This is a genomic window from Nocardia cyriacigeorgica, assembly GCF_010858045.1.
Classification (GTDB): Bacteria; Actinomycetota; Actinomycetes; order Mycobacteriales; family Mycobacteriaceae; genus Nocardia; species Nocardia cyriacigeorgica_E.
Genome location: NZ_JAAGVC010000049.1, coordinates 13,135 through 36,416, shown reverse-complemented (window position 1 = coordinate 36,416; position 23,282 = coordinate 13,135). Strand labels below are relative to the sequence as shown.

The 23,282-nt window shown below is 60.7% G+C and carries 20 protein-coding genes, 1 tRNA gene and 1 pseudogene; 17 read left to right on the top strand and 5 right to left on the bottom strand.

The genetic code is table 11. The features are described 5' to 3' along the window. The first annotated feature begins 108 nt into the window (after positions 1 to 108). Positions 109 to 181 (top strand) — tRNA-Asn (locus GV790_RS25950). 25 nt (positions 182 to 206) lie between these two features. Here GV790_RS25950 and GV790_RS25945 read toward each other — a convergent pair. Next, on the bottom strand, positions 207 to 1,187 hold the full coding sequence (locus tag GV790_RS25945; protein WP_178128356.1) for a tyrosine-type recombinase/integrase: 981 nt from the start codon (positions 1,185 to 1,187) through the stop codon (positions 207 to 209). Here GV790_RS25945 and GV790_RS25940 point away from each other — a divergent pair. The 3 genes from GV790_RS25940 (at position 1,104) to GV790_RS25930 (ending at position 3,170) form a co-directional block, all read left to right on the top strand. Continuing rightward, entirely contained in the window at positions 1,104 to 1,928 is an 825-nt protein-coding gene (locus GV790_RS25940) for an aldo/keto reductase (protein ID WP_197538408.1), read from the top strand. The two genes, GV790_RS25945 and GV790_RS25940, sit on opposite strands and share 84 nt — an antisense overlap. Continuing rightward, positions 1,921 to 2,637, top strand: coding sequence for a hypothetical protein (locus tag GV790_RS25935; RefSeq protein WP_014349795.1), 717 nt, complete (start codon positions 1,921 to 1,923; stop codon positions 2,635 to 2,637). Before GV790_RS25940 ends, GV790_RS25935 begins: the two co-directional genes overlap by 8 nt. A gap of 98 nt (positions 2,638 to 2,735) precedes the next feature. Then, positions 2,736 to 3,170, top strand: a complete 435-nt coding sequence (locus tag GV790_RS25930; RefSeq protein ID WP_014349796.1) for a DUF6968 family protein — start codon at positions 2,736 to 2,738, stop codon at positions 3,168 to 3,170. Positions 3,171 to 4,643: 1,473 nt separating this feature from the next. Here GV790_RS25930 and GV790_RS25925 read toward each other — a convergent pair. Then, complete coding sequence (locus GV790_RS25925; protein ID WP_048833994.1) at positions 4,644 to 5,651, bottom strand: helix-turn-helix domain-containing protein; 1,008 nt, start codon at positions 5,649 to 5,651, stop codon at positions 4,644 to 4,646. A 131-nt stretch (positions 5,652 to 5,782) separates the two neighbouring features. Here GV790_RS25925 and GV790_RS25920 point away from each other — a divergent pair, with 131 nt between their 5' ends. From GV790_RS25920 to GV790_RS25910, 3 genes are read left to right on the top strand one after another with little or no spacing between them, the layout of a single operon-like run. Beyond that, a complete protein-coding gene (locus tag GV790_RS25920; RefSeq protein WP_036542641.1) occupies positions 5,783 to 6,103 on the top strand; it encodes a 2Fe-2S iron-sulfur cluster-binding protein in 321 nt (106 codons plus the stop codon). Positions 6,104 to 6,126: 23 nt separating this feature from the next. Then, positions 6,127 to 7,515: a cytochrome P450 gene (locus tag GV790_RS25915; protein WP_036542643.1), complete on the top strand. Its 1,389-nt coding sequence runs from the start codon at positions 6,127 to 6,129 to the stop codon at positions 7,513 to 7,515. After that, positions 7,512 to 8,714: an NAD(P)/FAD-dependent oxidoreductase gene (locus tag GV790_RS25910; protein ID WP_014349801.1), complete on the top strand. Its 1,203-nt coding sequence runs from the start codon at positions 7,512 to 7,514 to the stop codon at positions 8,712 to 8,714. The genes GV790_RS25915 and GV790_RS25910 overlap by 4 nt, the downstream gene beginning before the upstream one ends. Positions 8,715 to 9,303: 589 nt before the next feature. Here GV790_RS25910 and GV790_RS31385 read toward each other — a convergent pair. Then, positions 9,304 to 9,435 (bottom strand): hypothetical protein, encoded by a 132-nt coding sequence (locus GV790_RS31385; protein WP_255220970.1) that lies wholly within the window; start codon positions 9,433 to 9,435, stop codon positions 9,304 to 9,306. 838 nt (positions 9,436 to 10,273) lie between these two features. Between GV790_RS31385 and GV790_RS25905 the strand changes: the two genes are divergently transcribed. From GV790_RS25905 to GV790_RS25860, 10 genes are all read left to right on the top strand, one after another. After that, on the top strand, positions 10,274 to 11,110 hold the full coding sequence (locus tag GV790_RS25905; RefSeq protein ID WP_036542646.1) for an MlaE family ABC transporter permease: 837 nt from the start codon (positions 10,274 to 10,276) through the stop codon (positions 11,108 to 11,110). Further along, complete coding sequence (locus tag GV790_RS25900) at positions 11,111 to 11,977, top strand: MlaE family ABC transporter permease (RefSeq protein ID WP_036542649.1); 867 nt, start codon at positions 11,111 to 11,113, stop codon at positions 11,975 to 11,977. 6 nt (positions 11,978 to 11,983) lie between these two features. Further along, positions 11,984 to 13,033, top strand: a complete 1,050-nt coding sequence (locus GV790_RS25895; protein WP_081505339.1) for an MlaD family protein — start codon at positions 11,984 to 11,986, stop codon at positions 13,031 to 13,033. Next, positions 13,030 to 14,049, top strand: coding sequence for an MlaD family protein (locus GV790_RS25890; RefSeq protein ID WP_014349805.1), 1,020 nt, complete (start codon positions 13,030 to 13,032; stop codon positions 14,047 to 14,049). The genes GV790_RS25895 and GV790_RS25890 overlap by 4 nt, the downstream gene beginning before the upstream one ends. Before the next feature lie 65 nt (positions 14,050 to 14,114). Beyond that, the gene (locus tag GV790_RS25885) at positions 14,115 to 15,077 is read left to right on the top strand and encodes an MlaD family protein (RefSeq protein WP_048833144.1); all 963 of its coding nucleotides are present in this window, start codon (positions 14,115 to 14,117) and stop codon (positions 15,075 to 15,077) included. A gap of 2 nt (positions 15,078 to 15,079) precedes the next feature. Continuing rightward, on the top strand, positions 15,080 to 16,183 hold the full coding sequence (locus GV790_RS25880) for an MlaD family protein (protein WP_127516261.1): 1,104 nt from the start codon (positions 15,080 to 15,082) through the stop codon (positions 16,181 to 16,183). Then, positions 16,183 to 17,265, top strand: coding sequence for an MlaD family protein (locus GV790_RS25875; RefSeq protein ID WP_178128355.1), 1,083 nt, complete (start codon positions 16,183 to 16,185; stop codon positions 17,263 to 17,265). Before GV790_RS25880 ends, GV790_RS25875 begins: the two co-directional genes overlap by 1 nt. Next, on the top strand, positions 17,262 to 18,218 hold the full coding sequence (locus tag GV790_RS25870) for an MlaD family protein (RefSeq protein ID WP_014349808.1): 957 nt from the start codon (positions 17,262 to 17,264) through the stop codon (positions 18,216 to 18,218). Before GV790_RS25875 ends, GV790_RS25870 begins: the two co-directional genes overlap by 4 nt. A 32-nt stretch (positions 18,219 to 18,250) precedes the next feature. Further along, positions 18,251 to 18,886, top strand: a complete 636-nt coding sequence (locus GV790_RS25865) for a hypothetical protein (RefSeq protein ID WP_178128354.1) — start codon at positions 18,251 to 18,253, stop codon at positions 18,884 to 18,886. A gap of 105 nt (positions 18,887 to 18,991) precedes the next feature. Continuing rightward, positions 18,992 to 19,825, top strand: a complete 834-nt coding sequence (locus GV790_RS25860) for an alpha/beta fold hydrolase (protein WP_158430140.1) — start codon at positions 18,992 to 18,994, stop codon at positions 19,823 to 19,825. A gap of 527 nt (positions 19,826 to 20,352) precedes the next feature. On the opposite strand, the pseudogene GV790_RS25855 reads toward GV790_RS25860, so the two are convergent. Together GV790_RS25855 and GV790_RS25850 are read right to left on the bottom strand one after the other, a co-directional pair. Beyond that, a pseudogene (locus GV790_RS25855) lies at positions 20,353 to 21,411 on the bottom strand (integrase core domain-containing protein); the annotation flags it as partial. Between the two features lie 182 nt (positions 21,412 to 21,593). After that, positions 21,594 to 23,231 carry an MFS transporter gene (locus GV790_RS25850; RefSeq protein WP_048833152.1) on the bottom strand — a complete coding sequence of 546 codons (1,638 nt, stop codon included), beginning with the start codon at positions 23,229 to 23,231 and terminating at the stop codon, positions 21,594 to 21,596. Positions 23,232 to 23,282 lie beyond the last annotated feature (51 nt).

The following is a 23,282-nucleotide window of genomic DNA, read 5'->3' as shown; positions in this document are numbered from 1 at the left end:
GCTCAGCGCCCCCTCAACCCCCGCTGACGACACGATTTGGGCCCCCGCCCACCGATACGCTAAAGTTTCACCTCGGCTCGCCCGGAACGAAACGAGCCAACAGGATAGTCCCCTATAGCTCAATTGGCAGAGCAGCCGACTGTTAATCGGCAGGTTTCTGGTTCGAGTCCAGATGGGGGAGCAGGAAAAGGCCTCTGACCAGCAGTTCACTCTGCACGGTCAGGGGCCATTTTCGTACCACGGCCGCCGAACTCGCAACTAAGTCTCAAGAAAGTCGCGTCACGTCCGATTGCGGCGTCATCCTGCGCCGGCTTGCCGAGCCCGGCCATCACCGCACTGTGGACGACCGCAGCCGCGGTGTGATGCACCCGCCCTCGGGCCATGTACTTTCGCTGAGTCATGGCCGGATCGGCGTGCTGCAGGACGTCGGCGGTGACCCTCGCCGACAACCCTTCGTCATCCAAGATCATTGCGACGAGTTTGCGGAACGAGTAGGGGACGACATCGTCCGGTAGCCCGAGGGCCTCGCGGACACGTTGCCATTGATGGTTGACGTTCACCGGGTCGCGCAGTGTCCATTTCGATGTCGGGAAGATCAGGTCAACGTCGTAGTTGCCAGGGGGTGGGCAGTCCCGCTTCCTCTTCCGTAGCAGCTCCCACCGTCGGTCGAGGACCTCAACGGCGAAATCGGGGAGCGCAATCGTGCCTTGGGGATTCTTCGGGTCGTCGTCGTTGACGACGCGGACCAGTCCCTTTCCAGGGATGCGCACGACCTTGCCGACAGTCCGGATTGTCCGGCGTTCCCGGTCGTAGAACGGCCATGCGAGGCCGAGCACCTGGCTGGGGCGTTGGCCGGTTGCGCCCATGATCGCGATAACGTCGGCGAGGTCTGCGCCCTCGCAGAATTGTGCGACCGTCGGAGGGGTATAGGAACGGATCCCTCGCTTCTCCTCGGCTTTGGTCAGTTTCCGTGGGCATGGCACCGTGGACCAATACACCGATGCCAAGATGAAGCAGAACTCATCGACACCAATGTGCGCTGCTACAGCCGCTTGACCCCCTGTCCACCATTCGGGGACCTCAATTTGCCCCGCGACGCCGTCGTGATCACCTCCAAGGTCGGATACTTCCGCGGAACGGCCGCACACGGCTATCAGCCCCTGCACATGCGCCACCAGCTCGAACAAACCCTGCACAACCTCGGCACCGACCACCTCGACATCTACTTCTTCCACCACCCCGACTTCGGCGGCAACGACACCTACCTCGACGCAGCAATCGACACCATGCGCAGATTCCGCGACCAAGGGCTCATCCGCGCGATCGGCATGCGCGGGCCACACCGGCACGCCCTTGACCGGCTCACCGGCGCCACCACCGGCAACAAATACCAGCGCTTCGTGCAACTGTTCAACAACATCGACCCAGACGTGCTGGCCGTCCGCGACAACCTGCTCACGCCCCAATCCCGGGCCGGAATCTTCCAACTCGCCGACCACCACAACTGCGGCGTCCTGATCACCAAACCCCTCGCCCAAGGCCTGCTCACCGGCAGCCACCACCCCACCCGGCCCCGCCAATTCGGACCCGGCGACCACCGATCCCGCAAACGCTGGTTCACACCGACGGCAGTCACGATCATCACCGACGGACTCGACCAACTCCGACGCCTCGCCGGCCCCGACCCCGCTGACCTGATCCGCATCGCTCTGTGGTCGTGCCTGCAACGCAGTGACAACGCCGCAGTCCTGGTCGGAGTCACCAGAGCCGAACAGATCACCACCAACATGACCTGCCTCGGCGACCCGCCGCCTGCCCACACCATCGACACCGCGCGCCGCATCACGGCCGACGTTCAACAGCGGCTAGACGCCACTGGGCAGGTCTTCACCGACGAACCACAACCGAAAGACGCTCACCATGGATGACCGCCGTGCAATCTGCATCTCCTGCGCCGAAATCGAACGCCGCCCCGACTCCCACCTGCTGTGGGACCTCCTCGGCCGCGACATCGGCGAATCGTATCTACTTTACGAAAGCGAGAACTTCATCGTCGTCCCCGGCGCGGGCGCCCTCGTCCCCGGCTACACCCTCATCATCCCGCGCGAGCACATCCTGTCGCTCGGCTACCTCCCAGACCACCTCGACACCGAATTCGACACCCTCCTCACCGGTGTCAAAACCTGGCTCACCGCCGAATTCGGGGCAGAAGCCCATGTTTTCGAGCACGGCGCGAAGAACTTCCGGGAAAAAGGCGGCGCCTGCGCCGACCACGCCCACACCCAAGTCGCCCCGATCGGCACCACCGACATCTACCTCACCGCACTACAACGCGACTTCACCACCACCGAAACCAGCACCTACCTCGACGCCGCCCGCGATACCGTCGCCAGAGGGGACGGGCACCCCTACCTGTTCACCCACTCCGACACCCACGGCGGTGCCATCGCTATCGCCACCGGCGCCAAAAGCCAATACTTCCGCCGCCTCCTCGCCGCACAAATCAGCAAACCCGACGAATGGGACGGCGTACTCTTCCCCTTCCTCGACAACATGCGCGCAACCATCGACGCCGCACTGACACTGCCCAAATACCTGGAACCTGGCACAGAGGGCGGGAGCAGGAAACGGCGGTGACAGTGACAGTCATCTCGGCCACACCGCAGAGCGCCGTCATTTCGATTCAGCTCGCCGAATTTCGTGTTCGCGGTAGCGACTGATCATAGGATCGGGCCGTGCAGCTGCGAGAGTTCATCGGCCCGCCGATCGCCGAACGCGAGCTGACCAGAAATGGCGAGCGGGTTCTGGTCAAGTTCGCACTACCCGCTCAATTCGACGGCGGCAGTGGCTACGGGTGCTCGATCCGAATCGACGGCATCCCAGAACACACGACGGTGTACACGATCGGCGGAGTCGATTCGGAGCATGCGCTGATCCAGGCCCTCCAGTTCGCTGATCGCATCGTCTCCGACGCCGGTTGTCTGTGGAACGCCAGCTCCGATCTCGGACTCGTCCCACCGCGATTCGGCCACGACCTTCTCGCCTGCCTCCGCACGGAAGACGCCGGTGCGCAACGTGAACAGTCGACCGCGTCGGAGCGGCAGCAGTCGGAGAATGCACGGGCGACGGTGAGAACGACGCAATGGGCAGGCAACGATGAGCAACGATGACCAGGATGCTGGGTTCGAGTATGCCCAGCAGGATCCAGCCTTTCGCGACTGGCTGGCAGCCATGGACGCTCAGCGGCGGAGCGTCCGCCACGGCTGTTCCGTCGAACGATTGCGTTCTGGCGGGCTTCTTCGACAAGTGCCTGAAGCTCGAGAGAGGTTGGTTCGTCTATGCCGCGGTGCGGCCTCCGCTGCGCAAGCTTTCGCCAGTAGCGGAGGTAGGTCCGCCGCGCCTTCCGACACCGCTGCCTCGACCCGCTGTGTGTACTCGGCAAAGGTTGGAGTTCGACCATTCTCGTGTGGCGTTCGCAGCAGTGCTTCGGGCTGGACACCGAGGCGAGCGAGAAGTGCCCGTGCGACCTCTAGATCATTGGTGGTCATGGCGCTGCCGACCGATCGCCAAGACCATCGGAGAGCGTGTCCTCGACAACTCCGGGTGGGATGACCGCGACAGTAGCGCACTCCGGCAATGGGATGAGTAGGACGCAATCTCCCGGGAGGATACCGAGGGCGCGGTGAATGGCGACGGGCAGGTGAATCTGCCCGAACGGCCCCACTGTGAAGCGGTGGTCGGACCGGTCGGTACTCCGAATGAGAATCACACCTCGGCTAACGGCGTATGTGATGGCATGACCAGTCCCCCAGCCCATCGCATTGAATGCGGAGCGGCCCGACACTCGCGCTCGGTCACTTACAACCGATGAGAAGAAGGAGAAGCTCGACGAAGCGGTTCGTGGGGCTGTCGCGTAGGCCCGTTGCGGGAGGGGCAGCCCAGACGGCGTGGAGCCAAGAACGGCAGTGAATTGATCGTGTCGAATCAGCATAGGACGCTCTGTTCAATCCTGTGTCTGCCAATTCTCCCGACTCCATGAAACCTGAGATTCAGAGATTACGCCACCCTGGCCTGAGGGACGCCATCGTTCCGCTGGCCCGGCCGCGCCGACCGTAGCGCCGACTGCGTCTCCGGGATACGTCTGCTCATGATACTGCGACCAGCACTACGACGGCCGCCGCGTACTTCCCTGTCAAGCACCCGGAATGGCAGGAGCCCGCGAGGGCGGACTCGGTAGTGCTCGGCACGGTGTCAACGTCATCAACGGCCTCGGTAAACCCAACTCCCACGCCCTGATGATCAAGGAGCCCCTCGTGCTGCCCCGGTACCTCTGGTCAGCGCAACAAGACGCGGATTCCGACCTGCTCGGACATTGTTTCCCTCTGAATCGCTGCTCACGGTGCTCCCGCAGTCAATCACCACGCGCCCCAACACAAGACCGATTCCGAGGTCTTCGACCCTGAACGGTTCGCGCCCGATCGACGACACAGGGGTGAGAGTCATCGGGCCTATTTGGTGAGATGTCGACACTCGGAACGAAGAATAAGCTCTCGCCCTACCAGCAGCGGACATCCGCCGAACAGTAGGCCTCGCCCGCACGTAGCCGCAGGCGAATCCTCCGAACTGCTCGGACAACTCGCGTGTCATGTACGCCGGAACTCGTTGGGAGAGCGGCCGGTCCATCGCTTGAAGGCGTGTGAGAAGTTGGCGAGGTCGCTGTATCCGAGATCCGTGGCGATCTCACTCACCGACATGGATCGGTCGAGTAGCCGCAGCATCGCACGTTCGCGCAGGACTGACTGGCACAACGCGCGAAAGGTGGTCCCCTCCTCGGCGAGGCGACGCTTGAGCGTGCTGGTGGACATCGACAGCTCGTGGGCGACCGACTGGCTACTTCTTCGTCCCGGGTCTTTCTCCAACAGCCGTCGTACCTTCTCCGACAACGGTATGGCTCCGCTGCGCTGGTCGAGAGTTCGTTGCAGATCGACGATGGCGAGTCGATACGCTACGGGATCGGAGAACCGGCAGACCTCGTTGAGCGTGGCGGCAGGGATATGGAGGAACGATGTCGGAGCGTCGAAGAACACGCGCCCGGCTAGCATATTTTCGTGACCGGTCGGGAAGGCTGGCGCCGACCAGCTCAGATGGAGTGATATGGTCCGTACTTCGTCGGCGAGCATGTCGAGCAGCCGCACTAGCGCCGACCCACTGTAGGTGACGACCAGGCAGTCCAGAGCCGGATCACGTGTGTGTCCGGTAAGCCCGACAGTGAGGCCGTGCTCACTTGGATGGAACTGTGGGCTGACCGCTGTCGAAATCAACGGCAGGTATGTGAGCAGCTCTACGATCTCGGCCACCGACCCGGCGCTCACCAGCGGGAAACTCAGCGGGCCGAAGGATGTCAGCTGGGCCTGTTCGGCGAACGCGAAGCCGAGCAGGGTTGCCTGGTCGGCATCGAGCTCGGGGTAGACCTCCCGAAACCAGCGCAGCGGGATCTGGACGTCATTCTTGATCAGGGCCGGCTCGTCGATTCCTTCGCGAACCATGATGTTGCGAAGTTGTGCGACGGTATCTGGGTCAAGCGCTTGGCTCTCGAGCAGCTGAACGAACACGAGCGGGGGGACACCGGCGTCGCCACGGTATGCCCCCATCATTTGATGTCACCGTCATCTCGCTGAGCCGAATTCACAAGTTTCTGCCCCTGTCGAACATAGCCGTCGATCACCTCTTCGGCAAGACTTTTACCAGGTATTCACATCGAGGCTACGTATCAGGAGTTGCCATGGCAGTTGTCACCTTTGTCTCCCACGACGGAGAGAAGCATGAGGTGCCTCTCGAAGAGGGGCGCTCACTGATGCAAGTCGCGACAAACAATGCGGTTCCCGGCATCGACGGTGACTGCGGAGGCGAAGCCGCGTGCGGTACCTGCCATGTGATCGTCGATCCGCACTGGATCGAGCGGGTCGGCTTCTCCGGCCCTGAAGAGGAGGAGATGCTTGCGATGAACCCTGAGCGCCAGCAGACCTCTCGGCTGTCCTGCCAGATGATTGCCTCCGCGGACTGGGACGGTTTGACCGTCCAATTGCCTGAGTTCCAGATGTGACAACGAGAGACGGTTGAATCGTGATGAATATTCCTTCAGCAATCACCGCCAAGGTGCAGTCGACCATCCCGATGGATCTGCAGATCCAAGGCGCACATCTGTACGACAAGACGCGTCGCTGGGTTACCGGGACGAATGGGGAGAAGCTCTTCGTCGAGAAGCCCATCCCGCCTGTCGATGAGGTCGAGCTCGCCGACATCGATCTCAGCAACCCCTTCCTCTATCGTCAGGGGCGCTGGCAGGACTACTTCGAGCGGTTGCGCAACGAGGCTCCGGTCCACTATCAGCCCAACAGTCCGTTCGGTCCATTCTGGTCCGTCACGCGTCACGCCGACATAGTGGCCGTCGACAAGAACCATGAGGTCTTCTCCGCCGAGCCGTTCATTATCATCGGGGCGCCGCCGCGCTTCCTGGATGTCGAGATGTTCATCGCGATGGACCCACCACGCCATGACACGCAGCGGGCCGCGGTCCAGGGTGTTGTCGCACCGAAGAACTTGCGTGAGATGGAGGGTCTGATTCGATCGCGTGTCCAGGAAGTGCTGGACGACCTGCCCGTGAATCAGCCGTTCGACTGGGTACAGAACGTCTCGATCGAGTTGACCGCTCGAATGCTCGCGACCCTGCTGGACTTCCCGTACGAGCAGCGTCGCAAGCTCGTCTACTGGTCAGATCTCGCGACCTCGATGGAGCAAGCCAATGGCGGTCCCTCGGACCTTGACAAGATATTCCCCGGCATGCGCGATATGGCGCGCGGTCTCAGCGCTCTCTGGCACGACAAGGCGGCCCGGACAGCCGGCGGGGAGGAACCCGGCTTCGATCTGATCACCATGTTGCAGGGTAACGAGAACACCAAAAATCTGATCGACCGCCCGATGGAGTTCTTGGGCAACCTCTTGTTGCTGATCGTCGGTGGCAACGACACGACCCGGAACTCGATGAGCGGCGGTGTGCTTGCACTCAACCGCTTCCCTGACCAGTTCGATAAGCTGAAGGCGAACCCGGGCTTGATCCCCAATATGGTCTCGGAGATCATCCGGTGGCAAACTCCGCTGGCCTACATGCGCCGGATCGCCAAGGCAGACACAATTCTGAACGGCCAGTACATCCGCAAGGGCGACAAAGTGGTGATGTGGTATGCCTCGGGCAATCGCGACGAGCGCGTGTTCGAACGACCGGACGAGTTCATAATCGACCGGTCCAACGCCCGCAACCATATCGCTTTCGGCTTCGGCGTCCACCGCTGCATGGGCAACCGGCTGGCCGAGCTGCAGCTTCGGATCCTCTGGGAGGAGCTGCTTCCTCGCTTCGAGAATATCGAGGTCGTGGGGGAGCCCGAGTACGTGCAGTCCAACTTCGTGCGGGGCATCAGCAAGATGATGGTCCGCCTCACTCCGAAGGCAGACGTATGAGTCTACAGCGAGCTCTCATCGTCGGGGCCGGCCATGGTGGAGTCCAACTCGCGGCCAGTCTGCGCCAGGATGGGTGGACGGGCGAGGTCGTCCTCATCGGCGAGGAGCCGACTCTACCCTATCAACGCCCTCCGCTGTCGAAAGCCTATCTGGCCGGGAAGAGCACAATTGACGAGCTCGCGATCCGCAGCGCGGAATTCTATCGCAAGCAGGGAATCAAACTCGTGGATGCGACAGTAGAGGCGATCGATCGATCGGCTGGTCGCCTCGCACTGAGCACTGGCGACGCATTGCCCTATGACAAGCTCGCGCTGTGCACTGGTGCCCGCCCTCGTCGGCTCGCCACCTCGGGCGCCGATCTGGCAGGGGTCTACTACCTACGCACCGCCGCCGATGTCGAGATGATCCGAGCCGCTGCCCGCCCCGGGCGGCGGGCCGTGATCGTCGGCGGCGGCTACATCGGACTGGAGACGGCCGCCTCCCTGCGAGCTTTGGGTCTTGAAGTCACCGTGCTCGAGGCGACCGAGCGCGTCCTCGAACGGGTCACTGCCCCGCAGGTCTCGGCGTTCTTCGACCGAATCCATCGGAACGAGGGCGTGAACATCCGCACGCACGCGCTGGTCGAGGCTGTGTCTGGCGACAGCCGGGTCCGAGAGGTAGTCCTGTCTTGTGGTGAAGCGATTCCCGCCGACCTCGTCATCGTCGGCATCGGCGTGGAGCCGAACACCGAGCTCGCGGCCGCCGCAGATCTGGTCGTCGACAACGGAGTCGTAATCGACGACCAGGCTCAGACCAGTGACCCCGATATCGTCGCGGCTGGGGACTGCGCCAGTCACCGGATGGCCCGTTACGGCCGCCGTATACGCCTGGAGTCGGTGCCGAGCGCCAGCGAGCAGGCCAAGGTCGCGGCCGCGACCATCAACGGGAAGTCCAGGAAGATAGCGGCGCTTCCGTGGTTCTGGTCGGATCAATACGATCTCAAGCTCCAGATCGCCGGCCTCAACACCGGATACGACGAAGTCGTCCTCAGCGGGGACCCAACCGGGGACCGCGACTTCACCTGCTTCTACCTCCGCGCCGGCGAGCTCGTTGCCGCCGACTGTATCAACCGCCCCCGCGACTTCGTATTCAGTAAGCGGGCAATCACGCAGCAACTCCACATCAACCGGGACGAACTGTTGCTCGCCGGCTCGGCCTGAGGCCACGGTCTGTTGGGTGATGGATACGCGGCAGTGCGTGGGGCGGTAGGCCAGCTCAGCGGTGGCTGACCCGCTCTCGCTTCGATGCACCGGTTTTACCCAACCCCCAGCCGATTGCGCGACGTTCAGTGCATAGCAGCCCGTCTCGTGTTCGGCCGATGGTTGCAGCCCCAGCAGTGCACGATTCGGGACTGAACCAGCCGACTCAGTCCTCGCTGAGGAGCTCGACGTCGTCGAGCCGGGTCAGCGGATCGCGCCGAAACAGGAATCGCTGGGGATCGCGTCGGTTGTGTGGAGCCGCATCGTGGTTGCTGCCAACGCGTTGGCGTAGGCGTCACCGACCGACCCGACCGACCGCCGGAGATCCGAGACCGCCAGTGCTTCCACGAGTTTCACTGCGGTGTATCGAGACCTCACATCGGAATGATGTATCGCTCCACCGACCGGAAGACCTTCGCGAGCCCGCAGAGCGACCGCGGGCCGGATCGCCTTCTCCGCAAACGTGGCGTCTTCGCTGGTCGAGCATTCCGAGCCGAGGACGCAGCTGGCGTAGGCATCGACGACGAACGCGGTAGACGAACATCGGTGATCAGGCGGATGTAGGTGAATCGGCCATGAGCCGCGTGTTCTGCGCCAGAACCCGAAACTGCCGGTCCGCCAGGTCGGTCGCTCTCGACGCGGCCTGGTTCGGTTTGGTCATGCCGACCTTCTTGCCGCGCACGATCAGCCACTGCTATCGCGGCCGCTAGTCGCACGAAGAAAGATGTTGCCGCTTCGCGGATTCCGATCGTTCCTCGGATTCCCTATTCGTGCGGTGCAGCTGGCAAATCTCCCTCGCTGCCTCCGTCGACACGCCTTCGGCGCCGCCGGTGTCGACCGCGGCGCGGCGCACCCAATTGCGCAGGGCTTACGGGTCGCTCCGAGCCTCGCAGAGACCGCTTTCATTCCGCCGAAATGCGTGGGCACCACACCCGGGCGGTTCATCTGCCGGAGCTGCCTGGTCGCGATCATTCCCGTCGATCAGGGCTTATGGGTGGACTGGCAATGCCGAAGCAGGCAGTGCGAAACGGCGCCACCCAGCGACGGAAGCGGAGCAAAGTGCAGCCGGAGTAGTGACCGAGGGAGTATCTTCGGTGGCCGATGCCTGCCAACCCGCCCCTGCACCACAACCGCACTTTCCTCGGCCGTAGATGGGCGAGACTGCTCATGTGGATGGTGTCGTCGCACGTCGCGGTTGCTATCGGCCGACTTTCGCCGGGGCGATATCGCTCGGTTGCCAGAGGGTCGCTCGCGCGTCCCGGGATCGATCGAAATCCTCTATTGACACTGCGTGAGCAGCACCACATACTCATACCCTGAGTATCTGGTACTTGCAGTAGTGCACAAGGAGGTGCCGTGAGCAGGGTGCGCTCGATAATGACCCGACGAGGTACGTCATACCGGCGAAGCCATTCCGATCATTCGGAGAACGAGCTATGCCGGATCGTCGACACTTTCCTAGCGGGCGCGCCAGTTGCGTTGCGGAGCGATACTCTTGGTTAGGACGGGAATCTGTGGTAATGCCTGAACGTAGCGCGCTATCGACGTCGACGAGGTTGCTCAGGGAAAACTTTTCCGAAACCGTAGTGTCGGCGCTCAGAACTTTTGGCCGGTCGACGCAGATGGCTTCTGAGTCGGCTGCGGGAGCAGTAAGCGATATCGTTCGTTTGAGATTCCAGTGGCGAGAGGCACTGAATCAAGCTTGGTATCTGATCACCGTTACTGCGATTCCGGCCATCCTGATGGCCGTGCCTTTCGGTGTCATCGTTTCCGTCCAGGTCGGAAACTTGATTCATCAAATCGGGGCGGACTCCCTGCTCGGTGCCGCTGGTGGATTGGGTGTGATCAAACAGGGCGCCCCCATGGCAACAGGGCTGCTGCTGGGTGCGGCCGGAGCGGCCGCAATCGCGGCGGATCTGGGTGCACGTAACATTCGCGAAGAAATCGATGCCATGCGAACGATGGGCATCAGCCCCTTGCACCGACTCGTTATTCCTCGGATGGTGGCGATGGTTTTCGTCGCGCCGATGCTCAATATCTTGATCATCTTCACGGGCGTGATAGCTGGATATGCGGTCGCAATCGGCCCCCAGGGAGTGACCCCCGGCAGCTACTGGGGAACGTTCGGCTCTTTCACCGTTGTCGCGGACATCGGTGTCTCGATAGCCAAGTCCGTGCTGTTCGGATTCATCGTGGTCGTGATCGCGTGCCAGCGGGGGCTCGAGGCAAAAGGCGGTCCGCGCGGAGTGGCGGATGGCGTGAACGCGGCTGTAGTTCTCTCCGTAGTTTCCATCGCCATCACGAACCTCATAATTACTCAGCTGGTGTCGATGTTCCTTCCGACGAGGCTGGCCTAGATGTCGGAGGTAAAGGTTACTCCACCTCGGCTGGCGAGGCTCAGGAGAAGAATAGCGCCGTTCGGAGCGCGCATCGCGCCCCTGGAGTCGATCGGTTTCGTACTCGCGTTCGTTTGGGAGGCGCTGTCCGCGATCCCGTTCACGATCAGGCGATATCGAGCCGAGACTATGCGCGTGATCACGGATATGACATGGGGCCAAGGGTCCATTATCGTCGGCGGTGGAACTGTGCCGATGCTGGTGGTACTCGGTCTGGTGATCGGAGGCTCGGTCGGTGTAGAGTCCTTCACCACTCTCAACCTGATCAGCATGGGGCCGGTGACCGGCATCGTTTCGGCCTTTGCCAATACACGGGAACTTGCACCGATTGCTGCGGGCGTCGGGTTCGCCGCACAAGCCGGATGCCGTATTACGGCCCAAATCGGCGCTATGCGGATCTCCGAGGAGATCGATGCACTCGAGTCGCTTGGACTGCGATCGATACCGTTCGTTGTGACCACCCGGGTCATCGCCGGGGCCGTGGCAATCATTCCGACATTCTTGATCGCCTTGATCCTGAGTTATGCCGCTTGTCGCGCGGTGATCGTGCAACTTCATGGCCAAGCCGCCGGTGTCTACGATCACTATTTTTATCAATTCATCAGCGGCTGGGATGTGACGGCCTCGGTGATAAAGGTTCTCGTATTCGGGACGGCTGTGATTCTTATCCATAGCTATCATGGGTTCTTCGCCGTTGGTGGGCCAGAAGGCGTCGGAATCGCATCTGGACGTGCTGTCCGAGCAAGCTTCGTGGCAATCATCGGTTTGGATATGGTGTTGACCCTCCTCCTGTGGGGCGTCAACTCCTCCATCGAATTTACGGGGTGAGAAACGATGTCTCGCTATGAAATGCCGGGTGTGTCGACATCGAAGCGGTCATCGGTCATGCTGGGTGTTCTCGCCGTGATCACAGTGATCGTAGTAGCCTTGACCTGGACTGTTGTGATGGCCCTACAGGATGATAATCGAATAGTGGTACTGCTGCGTACCGAGTCCATCGGCGACGGAATCACCGTCGGAACACCCGTTCGATTCGACGGTATCGAGATAGGTGATGTTTCGGCGATCGAATCGGACGATGGGGCGAAACAATTGATTCTCAGACTGGAAAGCGCCGAATCGGCAGGTCTCACGGACGGGCTGTTCGTCGACTACTCGCCATCGAACTTGTTCGGCATCAGTGAAATTGCGCTGAAACCAGGTGATGGTGGGGCTCCATTACGGGATGGCAGTATCGTCGATTTGACGGGGCCGCGAGCCGACCGGCAACGAGACGCAACGATGGGTGTTCTCATCCGCAGCGTAGCTCAAGCAACTGGAGACATTCTCGTCCCGGAATTGACCGAGATCCTGACACGGGGCGCGACAATAGCCCGGCAATTCACACCTCTCATGGAGGCAATCGTTGTATCCAGCCGGAACATTGCTGAAACCCAGACGATGCCGATATCGCAGCTGCTGGACCAATACGGTTCCATGCTAGTCGGGACTGCATCGATGATCGACGGTACGGTCGGCCTCATAAATCGGCTCACCACGATCGAGATCTTGAATACAGATCGTGAGCTGTTCGATTCGACAGTCAATACTGTAGGTCGGGAGTTCTTTCCTGGGCTGGCGGAAACTCTATTCGCGGCTCAGGGTCATCTGTCGGACTATGCGGCTATGCTCGCTCCGGTTCTGTCAACGGCCACTAAAATGGTACCTACCCCCGGCGCCTCGAGCATGCAGCTCACTGAACTCCTATCACGTCTAGACCGATCATTCACGTCGACTCCAGACGGTCCGATTCTGAACATCGAGTTGGTTCTCGATATGGTTCCAGCGTTCACCGCGTTCTTGCCGGGTCTTCCGCCGACATCCAACATCGGAGGTGGCCGATGACAAGACAGCGAAGTTTTCTGGCGACCAGCGCAAAACTTATCGTGTCTGCCGTCGTGATCACTGTGCTGCTCGCGATCATCGTTCAGACGGTGCAACGCCCCGTATCTGGAGACGTGGTAGAATTCTCGGCTGAATTCGTCGACGCGAACGGCCTCAAGGCCGGCGACGATGTCCGTATGGATGGTCTTCGAGTTGGCGAGGTACGATCGATTACCTTGGATGCCAGTGGTCGAGCGGTGGTTGGATTTGCGGTCCAGCGCAATCACCCGATCTACGAGAACACTGTGCTGGCGATTCGCTATCAGAACCTCGTAGGACAGCGATATCTCGATGTTCAACAATCATCGCCGACCACAGCGGAGTTGACGGCCGGACATAAGATCGATATTGCCAACACGATCCCGTCGTTCGACATTACGGATTTATTCAACGGCTTACAACCGGTACTCGCAGAGCTGTCGCCCGAAGCGGTGAACAAGTTCGCAGAGAACATGATCGCTGTCATCGAGGGAGACGGAGCGGGCGTCGGTTCCGTCCTCGACTCTATCGAAGCCTTGTCCAACTATGCGCTGGACAGGCAAGCGGTAGTCACCGTTCTGGTCGGAAATCTCAAAGAGATATCCGACCATATCGGTGGCCGATCCTCGCATCTCGTCCGACTTGTCTCGGAGCTGGCCTCGGTTGTGTCCACGTTGCGTAGCAAGGTGGATGGAATTGTCGAATTCGCCCTCATGGCACCAGACGTGATCGCGCCATTGAACGGCCTTCTCGAGGCCTTCGGCTTGACGGCCGGACCTAACGCCGATGCCGATGCCCTGTTGGGGGCAGTATTTCCGGACCCGGAACAGGCGGTCGAGGTGCTGCGGAAGCTGCCGGCCGTTCTCGAGACACTGAATGCGTGGGTTCCCGCCGATGGACCGGTCATCAATCGTAACTGCTCGAACGGCAACGCCGAAGTTCCGGCGCCGTTACATGTGTTGATCAGTGGGCAAAGGATCTCGATATGCGAGCGGTGATCAGTAAGCTATTCCGTGTTCGCGGGGGTACCGCGTTGCAGACGGTGAGTGCTCCCCTTCGAAGCATGGACCGAGAATTGCGCTGGGCTGCCGTCGGGGCCGCAGTGATGGGAGCGGTCTTGACGGCGAGCGTAGTAGTCTACGTAGTACCTTTCGACGAGTCCACATACTGGGCGGAAATGCCGGAAGTGGGCTCGGTCAAGGTTGGCGATGACGTCCGAATCGCGGGTGTGCCGGTTGGTGCGGTGAAGTCCATCGAGCTGAGCCGAAGGAACGTTCGAATGAGCTTCACCGTCGACAGCGACATCTTCATCGGTGACCAGACGAGTCTCGATATCCGTATGCTGACACTGATCGGCGGCCGCTACCTCGCGGTGACGCCGGCGGGGAATTCTGCGTTACACTCGTCCATTCCCGCCGAGAGGGTCCATCTTCCGTACAGCTTGGGTCGGACTTTTGAGGACGCGATTCGGCCGATCGATGATATCGATGGCGATACGTTGCGGCAGAATTTGACGAACATGAACGCTGCGATTGCCAGTGGACCGTCCGGCATTCGCCGAGCAACAGAGGCATTCGGATCTCTGGTCGACATCCTCGACCGCCAGAACCGTGACATTTCGGACACGCTCGCGATGGCGGACGAGTATCTCGGCGCGATCAACGAGTCGAAGGCGACACTCGGCGGAATGATCGACAGCGTCAATCTGATGGAGACAGTGGGCCTCGACAAAAAGGCCGAGATCTACGAAGCCGTCCGGCTGATGGACGAGCTTCTCGCGCGTATCGCGGGCCTCGAGCCGGCGTATCGATCCAGGTTGCAATCCGTTGCGCGAGCCCTGGCCGACGTCATCCCTGAGCTGGAACGTCTGGGTGAAGAAATGGGACAGGTTGTCACGAATACGCGCGACCTACTGGCGCGGCTCCAGCCGATCGCGTCGTCGAAGGATGGGCTCGTGGTCGACCAATCCGCGACAGTTGTCCAGGTACCGTCGGTGTGTATTCCGGTCCCCGGAAAGGAGTGCTGACGATGAATAAGCTCTTGGCGTCCCGGGGTCTCATGTCCGTTCTCGGTGTCGCGGTCGTATGTGCAATTCTGATCGTCGGATACTTCGTGATCATCGAGCCTCCCAAGAGGATGCGTAGCTATTGCGCGAATATGCCGGATGCAATCGGCTTGTACGCCGGGAACCATGTCACCATGCGAGGGGTCAGAGTCGGCTCGGTGACGCGTATCGAACCTCATGGTGACATGGTCCGTGTCGAATTCGAGGTAGAGGTAAGCCATTCGCCCCGCGGTCAGGTGTCAGCTACCACCGTATCCGACACAATCGTCGCGGACCGATCGCTTGCATTACTCGATGACAGCGAAGCCGAGCATGAATGGGATTCTGGACAGTGCATTACCCGTACACTGACGCCAAAGAGCATGTCGCAGACTATGAATGCGCTGGGCAACCTCGCTGCAGAGATCACCGATGGAAATGATTCGACACAGCGTGAAAGGCTTGCGGATGAGCTCGCGGCCTTAGATGCCGCATTATCCGGAACAGGACCTGAAATGAATGATACGATCCTCAAGTTGGGTCGTGCTCTCAATTCCCCCAATGCTGCTATCGGGCATATCGGTGCGCTCATCGACTCACTGCGATCATTATCGGACAGCATGGCCGGCGGATGGGGCGATATCAAGGCCATGATCACTCGTCTGGCTCCAGGTCTCGAAGTGATCGATCATGGCATCTTTGAGCGCACCGTGTCGATTATCGATTCGTTGCGGATCATTGTGCCATGGTTGAACGAGATTACTTCAATGTTTGGTGACCAAATTCTCGAAGCGCTGAACGCGACAGTCCCATTAGCGCGTCTCGCCCGTGCGAATATCGGCTCGGTACAAGAAATAATCGACCTGACGCCACCGCTGGTGCAGGCTTTTCAGAGGGCGACGGCGCAGGAGGGTGGTTCACCGATCCTGACTTACGCGGCGCCGGTGGCTCAGCTGCCGCCGGCGGACGCAGAGCGGGTATGCGCGGCCATCGAGCGTGTCGTGCCAGGTAGCTGCAAGTCCGCTGAGAACGAGTTGGAGAAGGTTTCGGTTCTTCCGTTGATATTCGGGACGGCAGGTGCGCGGTGATGGTTCTGCGACGAGTCGTATGGGCGCGATCTGCTCGTGAGCGTGGTGGTCGGTTCATCGCTGCGGCCGCGGTGGCAATGGTGTGCATAGTTCCCGGATGTGGATTCGATCCCGCGGAGGTTCCCGTTCCGGGGACCGGAATTTCTGGAGACCGGTACGGTATCCGGATTCTGTTCGCTGACGCCTTGAATCTGCCAGCGCGAGCGAAGGTTACAGTCGATGGTCTGCGAGCAGGGGTCGTGCGCGATGTGTCACTGGTCGACGCGGGCGAGGACCACGACGGGTATGTTGCCGTCGATGTCGACCTGATGGCGTCGGTTCGATTGCCGATCGGCACCACCGCTGAACTCCGCCAGCCGACGATACTTGGCGATGTCTCCATCGCGCTGATGACTCCGCCGACCGGCACGCAGGATGCCCTTCCCCCGGGCGCCACCATCGGATTGGACAAGACGAAGCCGCTGCTGCAGGTTGAGGACACCATGAACGTACTCGCGACCTTCGTCCAAGGAGGAGGGATTCAACAGGCTCAGGAGATAATGAACCGCGTGAACGGGGTGCTGCCGATGGACACTCGGCAGACTGCTTCGATATCCGAGGTAGTCGGTGCGGATATCATTGACCTGGCCAACCACCTGGATGCCGTCGACGCAATGCTGAACGGTCTGCGCGCGAACACGGACGTGGTGCAGCGTCGAACCCCTGAATTGGAGTATTTGCTGACGGAGTCGGGGGTGAGTCAGGCCGCTGCTTCGATGACTTCCATGATCGGGTTGATCACGTTGTACGACGGATTCAAATTGCTCACAGAATCTCTCCGGTGGGTCGGCCCCCTGGCGCAATCGGGCAATGAGGCCGCACGTGCCTTCGTGCCGCTATTGTTCACTCGCCGCCCGCTTGATCTGAACGCCCCCTCGAATTTGAACAAAGCCGTGGCCATTTTGCGCGAAAAGGTTATTCCGTTTGTTGAGCGCGGTCCGAAGGTTAATATTGTAGGCATTGAAGGCGTCGGCCCCATATCGGACGACGATCGGATAGACAGTATTCTTGCGTCGCTGCGGATGATCGGAGTGGTTCGATGAAGTCGAGTTCCGTGCTATCCCTGGTGTCGATCGGAATCGTGCTGGTTTTGGGCACCGCATACCTAGCATTCGGTGTGCTTCGAGTTGATTGGTTTTCTGGCAGGACTGTTGTGACCATGGCGCTGCCGAGGACCGGGAGTTTGCTACCCGGTTCCCCGGTCCTGTTGAGAGGAGTGAAGGTAGGAGAGATCGACTCTATCGACAAGGCCGAGCGTGGTGTCGAATTGGTGCTGGGTCTCGATCCCAAGTACAGGGTTCCTGCGACCGGCAGCGCTACTGTTGAGGACCTTTCGGGGTTGGGGGAGCCCTATATCGAGTTCGTACCGGATACTGATGCCGGGCCCTACCTGGCCGACGGTCAGCGTATCGACGCGGTTGAAGTGGTTCTACCCCGCTCGATACCTGATGTGGCGCATACTGTCACCCATCTGGTCGAGCAACTGAACCCACAGGCGATCAGCAATATCGTCAAGACCTTGGATCAGACGTTGTCGGGAACGGAAGCCGTGATGCCGCGTCTGGCGGCATCGACAACGCTGCTTTCGGAAACGATTCTGAGTAGGTCACCCGAAATCCGTAATATCTTGACGAATTTGCAAACAATGGGTGCTGATATGGAGTGGGCCGAGGAGTCGATGACCGCCGCCGGCCCTCTGTGGGAGGAAGCCGGAGCGTGGGGCGCACTCATCGCGGACTCTCTGGCGCGACTGTCTCGAATCGGCAATATGCCCGGGGACTATATCGAAGGAAACGGACTTATTCCCTTCCTTGATAAAGTGACGTCTTACATCAATGAGATCGGCCCCGATCTTCGTGATCTGGTCCCGGCGGTACAGCCACTGGCGGAAAGCGCGTCGAACTCCATGGCGCAAATCAACATAAGCGACCTGATAGATCGTGCACTCAGTGTCACGGGGGATGGTGCTTTGCGAATGCGGATCGCCGTCAAATAGATGTGAAAGAACGAGAGACACCGGAGCTGATTATGCCCACAGAAGATTCTCATGATACTGACCGCGAAGCTGCGGAAGAAAAGCCGGTTGACGCGGGTGTGCCTCGGACGTCGGTCAAGGGTGGCTCGAGCGCACGCGGGTCGGAGAGGTCGTTCTCGATAAGCCTGCGTTCTCTGGCCTTGGGAACCGCAGTAGCCCTCCTTGTTGTCGCGGTGGCCGTTTCGATTCCGTTGTGGCTCTCGGCTAGGAGCGAGTTGAAAGATCGGGACGCTGTCGTAGCCGCGGAGAAGCGCGCCGAAGAAGTAGCGTCTGAGTATGCAGTCGGAGCCTCGAATATCGACTATCAGAATTTCGACCAGTGGGTTCGTGGTTTGAAGTCCAACGTCTCGCCCGTTCTTGCAAACAAGTTCGATGCCACTGCTCCGCAGCTGAAAGAAATTGTGCTGCCACTGAAGTGGAGTTCTAGTGGAGTTCCCATCGCGGCGACAGTGCGCTCCGAACGATCGGGTGTCTATGTCGTCAATGTGTTCCTGAATGTGACATCGAAGAGTGCGCAGATACCGGAGGGTGCGCAAACGACTGTTACCTATACCGTAACAGTTGACAAGAATCTGGATTGGAAGGTAACAGATGTCGGTGGTGTCGACTCGGCACTCCCGGCCAAATAGTCACCGGGGTTTTTCGACGTTGAGGAGCTTGGAATAATGACTTCGATTTCCAGCGCGGGTGTTCCCTGCCGCCGACTCGCTCTCACACGGGACGACGGTCCGACATTGCAGATCACCGAATGGGGCTCGCAGACCCCGCGAGTGACTATGGTCTTGACCCATGGACTCGCGTTGTCGCACGAGAGTTGGGAGGACGTTGCTCAGCTTGTGATCGCTGCGGACCCGACTATTCGCGTCGTCACCTACGACCATCGGGGACACGGGGATTCGGAGTCGGCTCCGGCCAGCCTCGAGATTCTTGCGGACGATCTTGCGACTATTCTTTCGGAAACTGTGCCTACGGGTCCGGTCGTATTGGGTGGTCATTCGATGGGAGGGATGACTCTCATGGCCTTGGCTGAACGTCACAGTGAGGTGCTCGGACCGAGAATCCTCGGCGTCGCGTTGGTGTCGACAGGGGCGGGCGATATTCTGGGAAATATGCTGCGCAGCAAATTCTGGCGAAGGCTGATAATGCTGGGTCTGGAGGCGCTACCCTATATCAGGATTCCTTCCCGGCCGCTTTTCCTGATGCGGCAGTCGACACGAGGCATCCTATTCGGAGCGCGTCCTCGTCGGCACGATATGAACCGTGCTGTGCTGCAGCTCGCGAAGAGCAATTCTCGCAATGTCGCGGAGCTGACCCGTTCGATACTCTCTCACAAACGTTACGGCGTGCTGGGCAGATTCAGCTGTCGCGTCGTCGTGCTGGTCGGGTCTCGTGACCGCCTGACCCCCGTTCATCACTCGCGTGCGCTTCGGCATCGTATTCCCGGGAGTCATTTGGTCATCTTCGAAAAGGCTGGGCACTACCTGCCCTACGAACGCAGCGGTGAGGTGGCCGTCCATCTCCTCGGATTGACTCGGGAAGCGCGCATTCGCGAAGCAACCGTCGCATAGCGGCATTAACATTCGTCATGCGCTGAGGGTAACGATAGGCGAATAGTTCGCTATCAGAGCTTGATATCGGTCCGGGAACCGCGGAACGCCCTTTCTCAACAGCCGGATGATGACTGTTAGGGTAGTGGGTGCAGCCGCAGCGCGCTGGGGCCGATGTCGTATAGTCCAGCGCCGGCTGCCGGTGCCGCTAGTTATGGTCGGCTTTGAAGCCACCGATTTCAATGCGGGTTCCAGCTGGCTGTTTCAGCGGTTGCGGCCCGGCGCGCGGGTTCGCAACCTTGTTGTCGAACGTCTCGGCGAAGCTGTTGTTCAAGGTTGTGCCCGGCGGCAGGTACCGAGCTACAGAACATGCTGGTCACCATCATCGGTCCGCCGCCCCGGTTCTAGGTTGGACAACGGTCGGGAGATGATTTCGGTTGCCCTGCAACCAGTTCTGCGCCGACCGGGTCGGAGTATCCTAAGCGGTGACGGGACCCGGTAGTCGGTCCGCCGCGTGTGAGAACCAGTTGTAGGGGATGCAGGGTTGTAGCGTATCCGGCTGGGGCGTTGCAGCCCAGGCCGGAATCTCTTCGGCGGTGATTGTATTCTTCCTTCCAGTCGCTGATCACGACGCGGGCTTGGGCCAACGACCAGAAGCTGTTGATGTTGGGGCATTCGTCGCGTCGGCGGCGGCTGAACCATACAATGTAGCCGTTGCGGCAGGGTCGGCTAGTGTGACGAACGCTGAGCAGACCCGTTCCGCCGCCCAGTCGCCTGGCACGCGAAATTGGTCTGTTGCCGCAGCGCAGGGCGGCGGGGTAGCTGCGATCGACAGCGATTCGTTGATGAGTCCGTCGGCGGTGATCGATCGTTCCACCAGCCGGCCCAAGCATTCGCGGGTGTGTTTCATCGACGATGGAGACGATCTTGACTGGGCGTGCGTCGTCGCTGGCATCGAATCGGAAGTCCACTGCCCATACACGGTTGGGTGCCTTTGCCTCCGTCGTGGTGGTGGTGGTTTCCAGGCGTTTCGGCGCCGCAGCGGCCCTCGTAATCCCTCGTCGCGCCAGAGGCGTTGGATTTTCTTGTGATTGACTGTCCAGCACTCGCTGCGGGCGCCGTGGTAGGCGCGGCGGAATCCTTGCCGTGGATGGGTTTCGTCCAGGCACGCAGCCATTCACGCAAAGCCGCATCGGGATGTGCGTTGGTGTCGGTGGTTCGAACGCGCCGTTGTGTACTTCGATGTTCGCCGGTAACCGGCAGGCGAACCTTTCGCGGACCCCGAGCACCCGCACCAGGTGCGCCACGGCCGCCCGCCGGCGTTCCGGGTCTAGAAGGTTCCCTTGGCGATCTCGTTCAATGCAGCTTTCTCTAGCTTCGCCTCGCCGAGAAGACTTTTCAGAGTGGAGTGTTCGCGTTCGGGGCCCTTCAACCGTTTGCCGTCGCCGGCCTTCAGCCCGCCGAACTGGTTGCGCCACCGTTAGTAGGTGGCCATGGTGATCTGCAGTGACGGCGACTTCCTTATTCTCGCCCAGCAGGTGGACGGCCTTGCTCAGCTTGCGCACGGCCTGTGGAGGTGTGTGCCCTTTTCGTGTCGCCATAGTCATCGAGCGTTCCTGCCCACTACGTGGGCGGCAATGCTCTCACAGCCGCCGGACCAAATGTCATCGGGTCAGGTCAGACGAATTCGCAAAGCGCGCACCACTTGAACCTACCTATCCTCGATGATCAGACACTGCCCATTCGACCTACGGGCCGCTATGCGATGCATGGGGGACAACGCAACTGACTATGGATCGAGTGTTCGCCGCACTGATGCCATCGATCGGTCATTGGCGTGGGCATCCGATCGACTGGTTCGAGCGGCGTGTGTAGGCCAGGGGAGGTGACGTCGGCGGCGCCGTCGGATACCGCTTTCGGCGGCTTTTCGTGGAGGGGAAAGTGGGACGAGGATCAGAACCCCGGCTGTGGTGATCGCTGCCAGCGCGAGCGCCGAATGTTCCACCCCACTCCAAAAGGCATCCTTCGCATAGTCGGCGAGAGGCCTTCCTACATTACCGGCACGCTCAGCGACTTCGAGGGCACCGGCCAGGGAACTGCGGACCGGAGCGCGCGCAGGCTCGGGAAGGCGGTCCAGCACTTCGTTGATCCTCGAGGTATAGCTCGCGGACAAAATGCTACCGGAGACGGCAATGCCGATGGCCGCGCCGACTTCGCGAGTCGCGTCGTTGACCGCAGCGGATACCCCGTGCTTCTCCAACGGTGTGTCGAGCATGATCGCGTTGGTCGCGGGGGCGGCCGACAAGCCCAGCCCGGCGCTCATGATCAACAGGGGCCAGAGAACGTCGAAGTACGACGAACCGGTGTCGAGGCGAAGGATGGCGAGTAAGCCGACGGCGATGGTCAGAAGACCGGTCGCTGTCGTCACCCGCAATCCCGCCCATGCAGCGATTGCCGGCGACACGAGTGACATCACGATAAGCGGAACGACCATCGGCGCCAGCGCCAGCGCCGAGCCGAGGGCATCGAACCCGAGGATGAGCTGGAAGTGCTGTACCAGTAGGTACATCACACCGAAAGTCACGAGGAACTGGATGGTTATCGATAGCGCGCCGCTCGAGAAGCCCCGGCGGCGGAACAGGCTCACGTCCAGTAGCGGGTGCTCGGCACGCACCTCGGTGAGGATAAATGCCACGGTGCCGATTACTCCCGCCGCACCTGCGACAAGAACCCGGACATCCGTCCAGCCGCGCGACGGACCCTCGATGACCGCGAACACCGACGTGCCGATGGCGAGCACGACCCAGAACATGCCGAAAAGATCGAACGGCGGGAGTTCGGCGTCCTGTGAATCAGGCACGGTGAAGGCCAGAACCAGCAGTAGTAGTGCGACGACGGTCAGACCGACGAAGATCGAATGCCACGACCACTGGGTAAGAAGCAGACCGGATCCCACCATGCCGATCACGCCACCCGAGCCGGCGATCCCGGCCCAGACTCCGACCGCGTACGACCGCTTCTCCACTGGGAGGTTGCTTGTCAGAAGCGAGAGGGTCGCCGGCATGACGAAAGCTGCTCCTGCGCCCGCCAAGGCCCGGGAGGCAATGAGTGCCGCAGGAGTATCGAGAAATACAGGCACAACTGAAGCGGCCGCGAAGACCGCCAGGCCGACGATTAGAACGCGTCGGCGCCCATACCGATCGCCGATCGCGCCAGCGGGCAAAACCAAGCAGGCGAGGACCAGCGTGTATCCGTCGACGATCCATGTGAGAGCATTTTGATCTGCGCCGATGTCGAGCGCAAGGGCAGGCAGAGCGGTGTACAGCGCTGCCATGGCCGCAACAACCAATGCTACTGCGGCACAGGTTATGGCCAGCGTCCAAGCCGCGGAGTTGCGGTCGCGAAGCCGGTCTCCAAAGCTGATCATGTCGGTATCCTGGTCCCTTCGGGGCGTCGTCGGCATTCGCGTAGGTCCTAC

Bases quoted from the DNA above. Each gene is read 5' to 3' on its own strand.
- GV790_RS25935 (WP_014349795.1), top strand. From the start codon at position 1,921: ATGGATGACCGCCGTGCAATCTGCATCTCCTGCGCCGAAATCGAACGC.
- GV790_RS25925 (WP_048833994.1), bottom strand. From the start codon at position 5,651: ATGGGGGCATACCGTGGCGACGCCGGTGTCCCCCCGCTCGTGTTCGTT.
- GV790_RS25920 (WP_036542641.1), top strand. From the start codon at position 5,783: ATGGCAGTTGTCACCTTTGTCTCCCACGACGGAGAGAAGCATGAGGTG.
- GV790_RS25915 (WP_036542643.1), top strand. From the start codon at position 6,127: ATGAATATTCCTTCAGCAATCACCGCCAAGGTGCAGTCGACCATCCCG.
- GV790_RS25910 (WP_014349801.1), top strand. From the start codon at position 7,512: ATGAGTCTACAGCGAGCTCTCATCGTCGGGGCCGGCCATGGTGGAGTC.
- GV790_RS25905 (WP_036542646.1), top strand. From the start codon at position 10,274: ATGCCTGAACGTAGCGCGCTATCGACGTCGACGAGGTTGCTCAGGGAA.
- GV790_RS25900 (WP_036542649.1), top strand. From the start codon at position 11,111: ATGTCGGAGGTAAAGGTTACTCCACCTCGGCTGGCGAGGCTCAGGAGA.
- GV790_RS25895 (WP_081505339.1), top strand. From the start codon at position 11,984: ATGTCTCGCTATGAAATGCCGGGTGTGTCGACATCGAAGCGGTCATCG.
- GV790_RS25890 (WP_014349805.1), top strand. From the start codon at position 13,030: ATGACAAGACAGCGAAGTTTTCTGGCGACCAGCGCAAAACTTATCGTG.
- GV790_RS25885 (WP_048833144.1), top strand. From the start codon at position 14,115: ATGGACCGAGAATTGCGCTGGGCTGCCGTCGGGGCCGCAGTGATGGGA.
- GV790_RS25880 (WP_127516261.1), top strand. From the start codon at position 15,080: ATGAATAAGCTCTTGGCGTCCCGGGGTCTCATGTCCGTTCTCGGTGTC.
- GV790_RS25875 (WP_178128355.1), top strand. From the start codon at position 16,183: ATGGTTCTGCGACGAGTCGTATGGGCGCGATCTGCTCGTGAGCGTGGT.
- GV790_RS25870 (WP_014349808.1), top strand. From the start codon at position 17,262: ATGAAGTCGAGTTCCGTGCTATCCCTGGTGTCGATCGGAATCGTGCTG.
- GV790_RS25865 (WP_178128354.1), top strand. From the start codon at position 18,251: ATGCCCACAGAAGATTCTCATGATACTGACCGCGAAGCTGCGGAAGAA.
- GV790_RS25850 (WP_048833152.1), bottom strand. From the start codon at position 23,231: ATGATCAGCTTTGGAGACCGGCTTCGCGACCGCAACTCCGCGGCTTGG.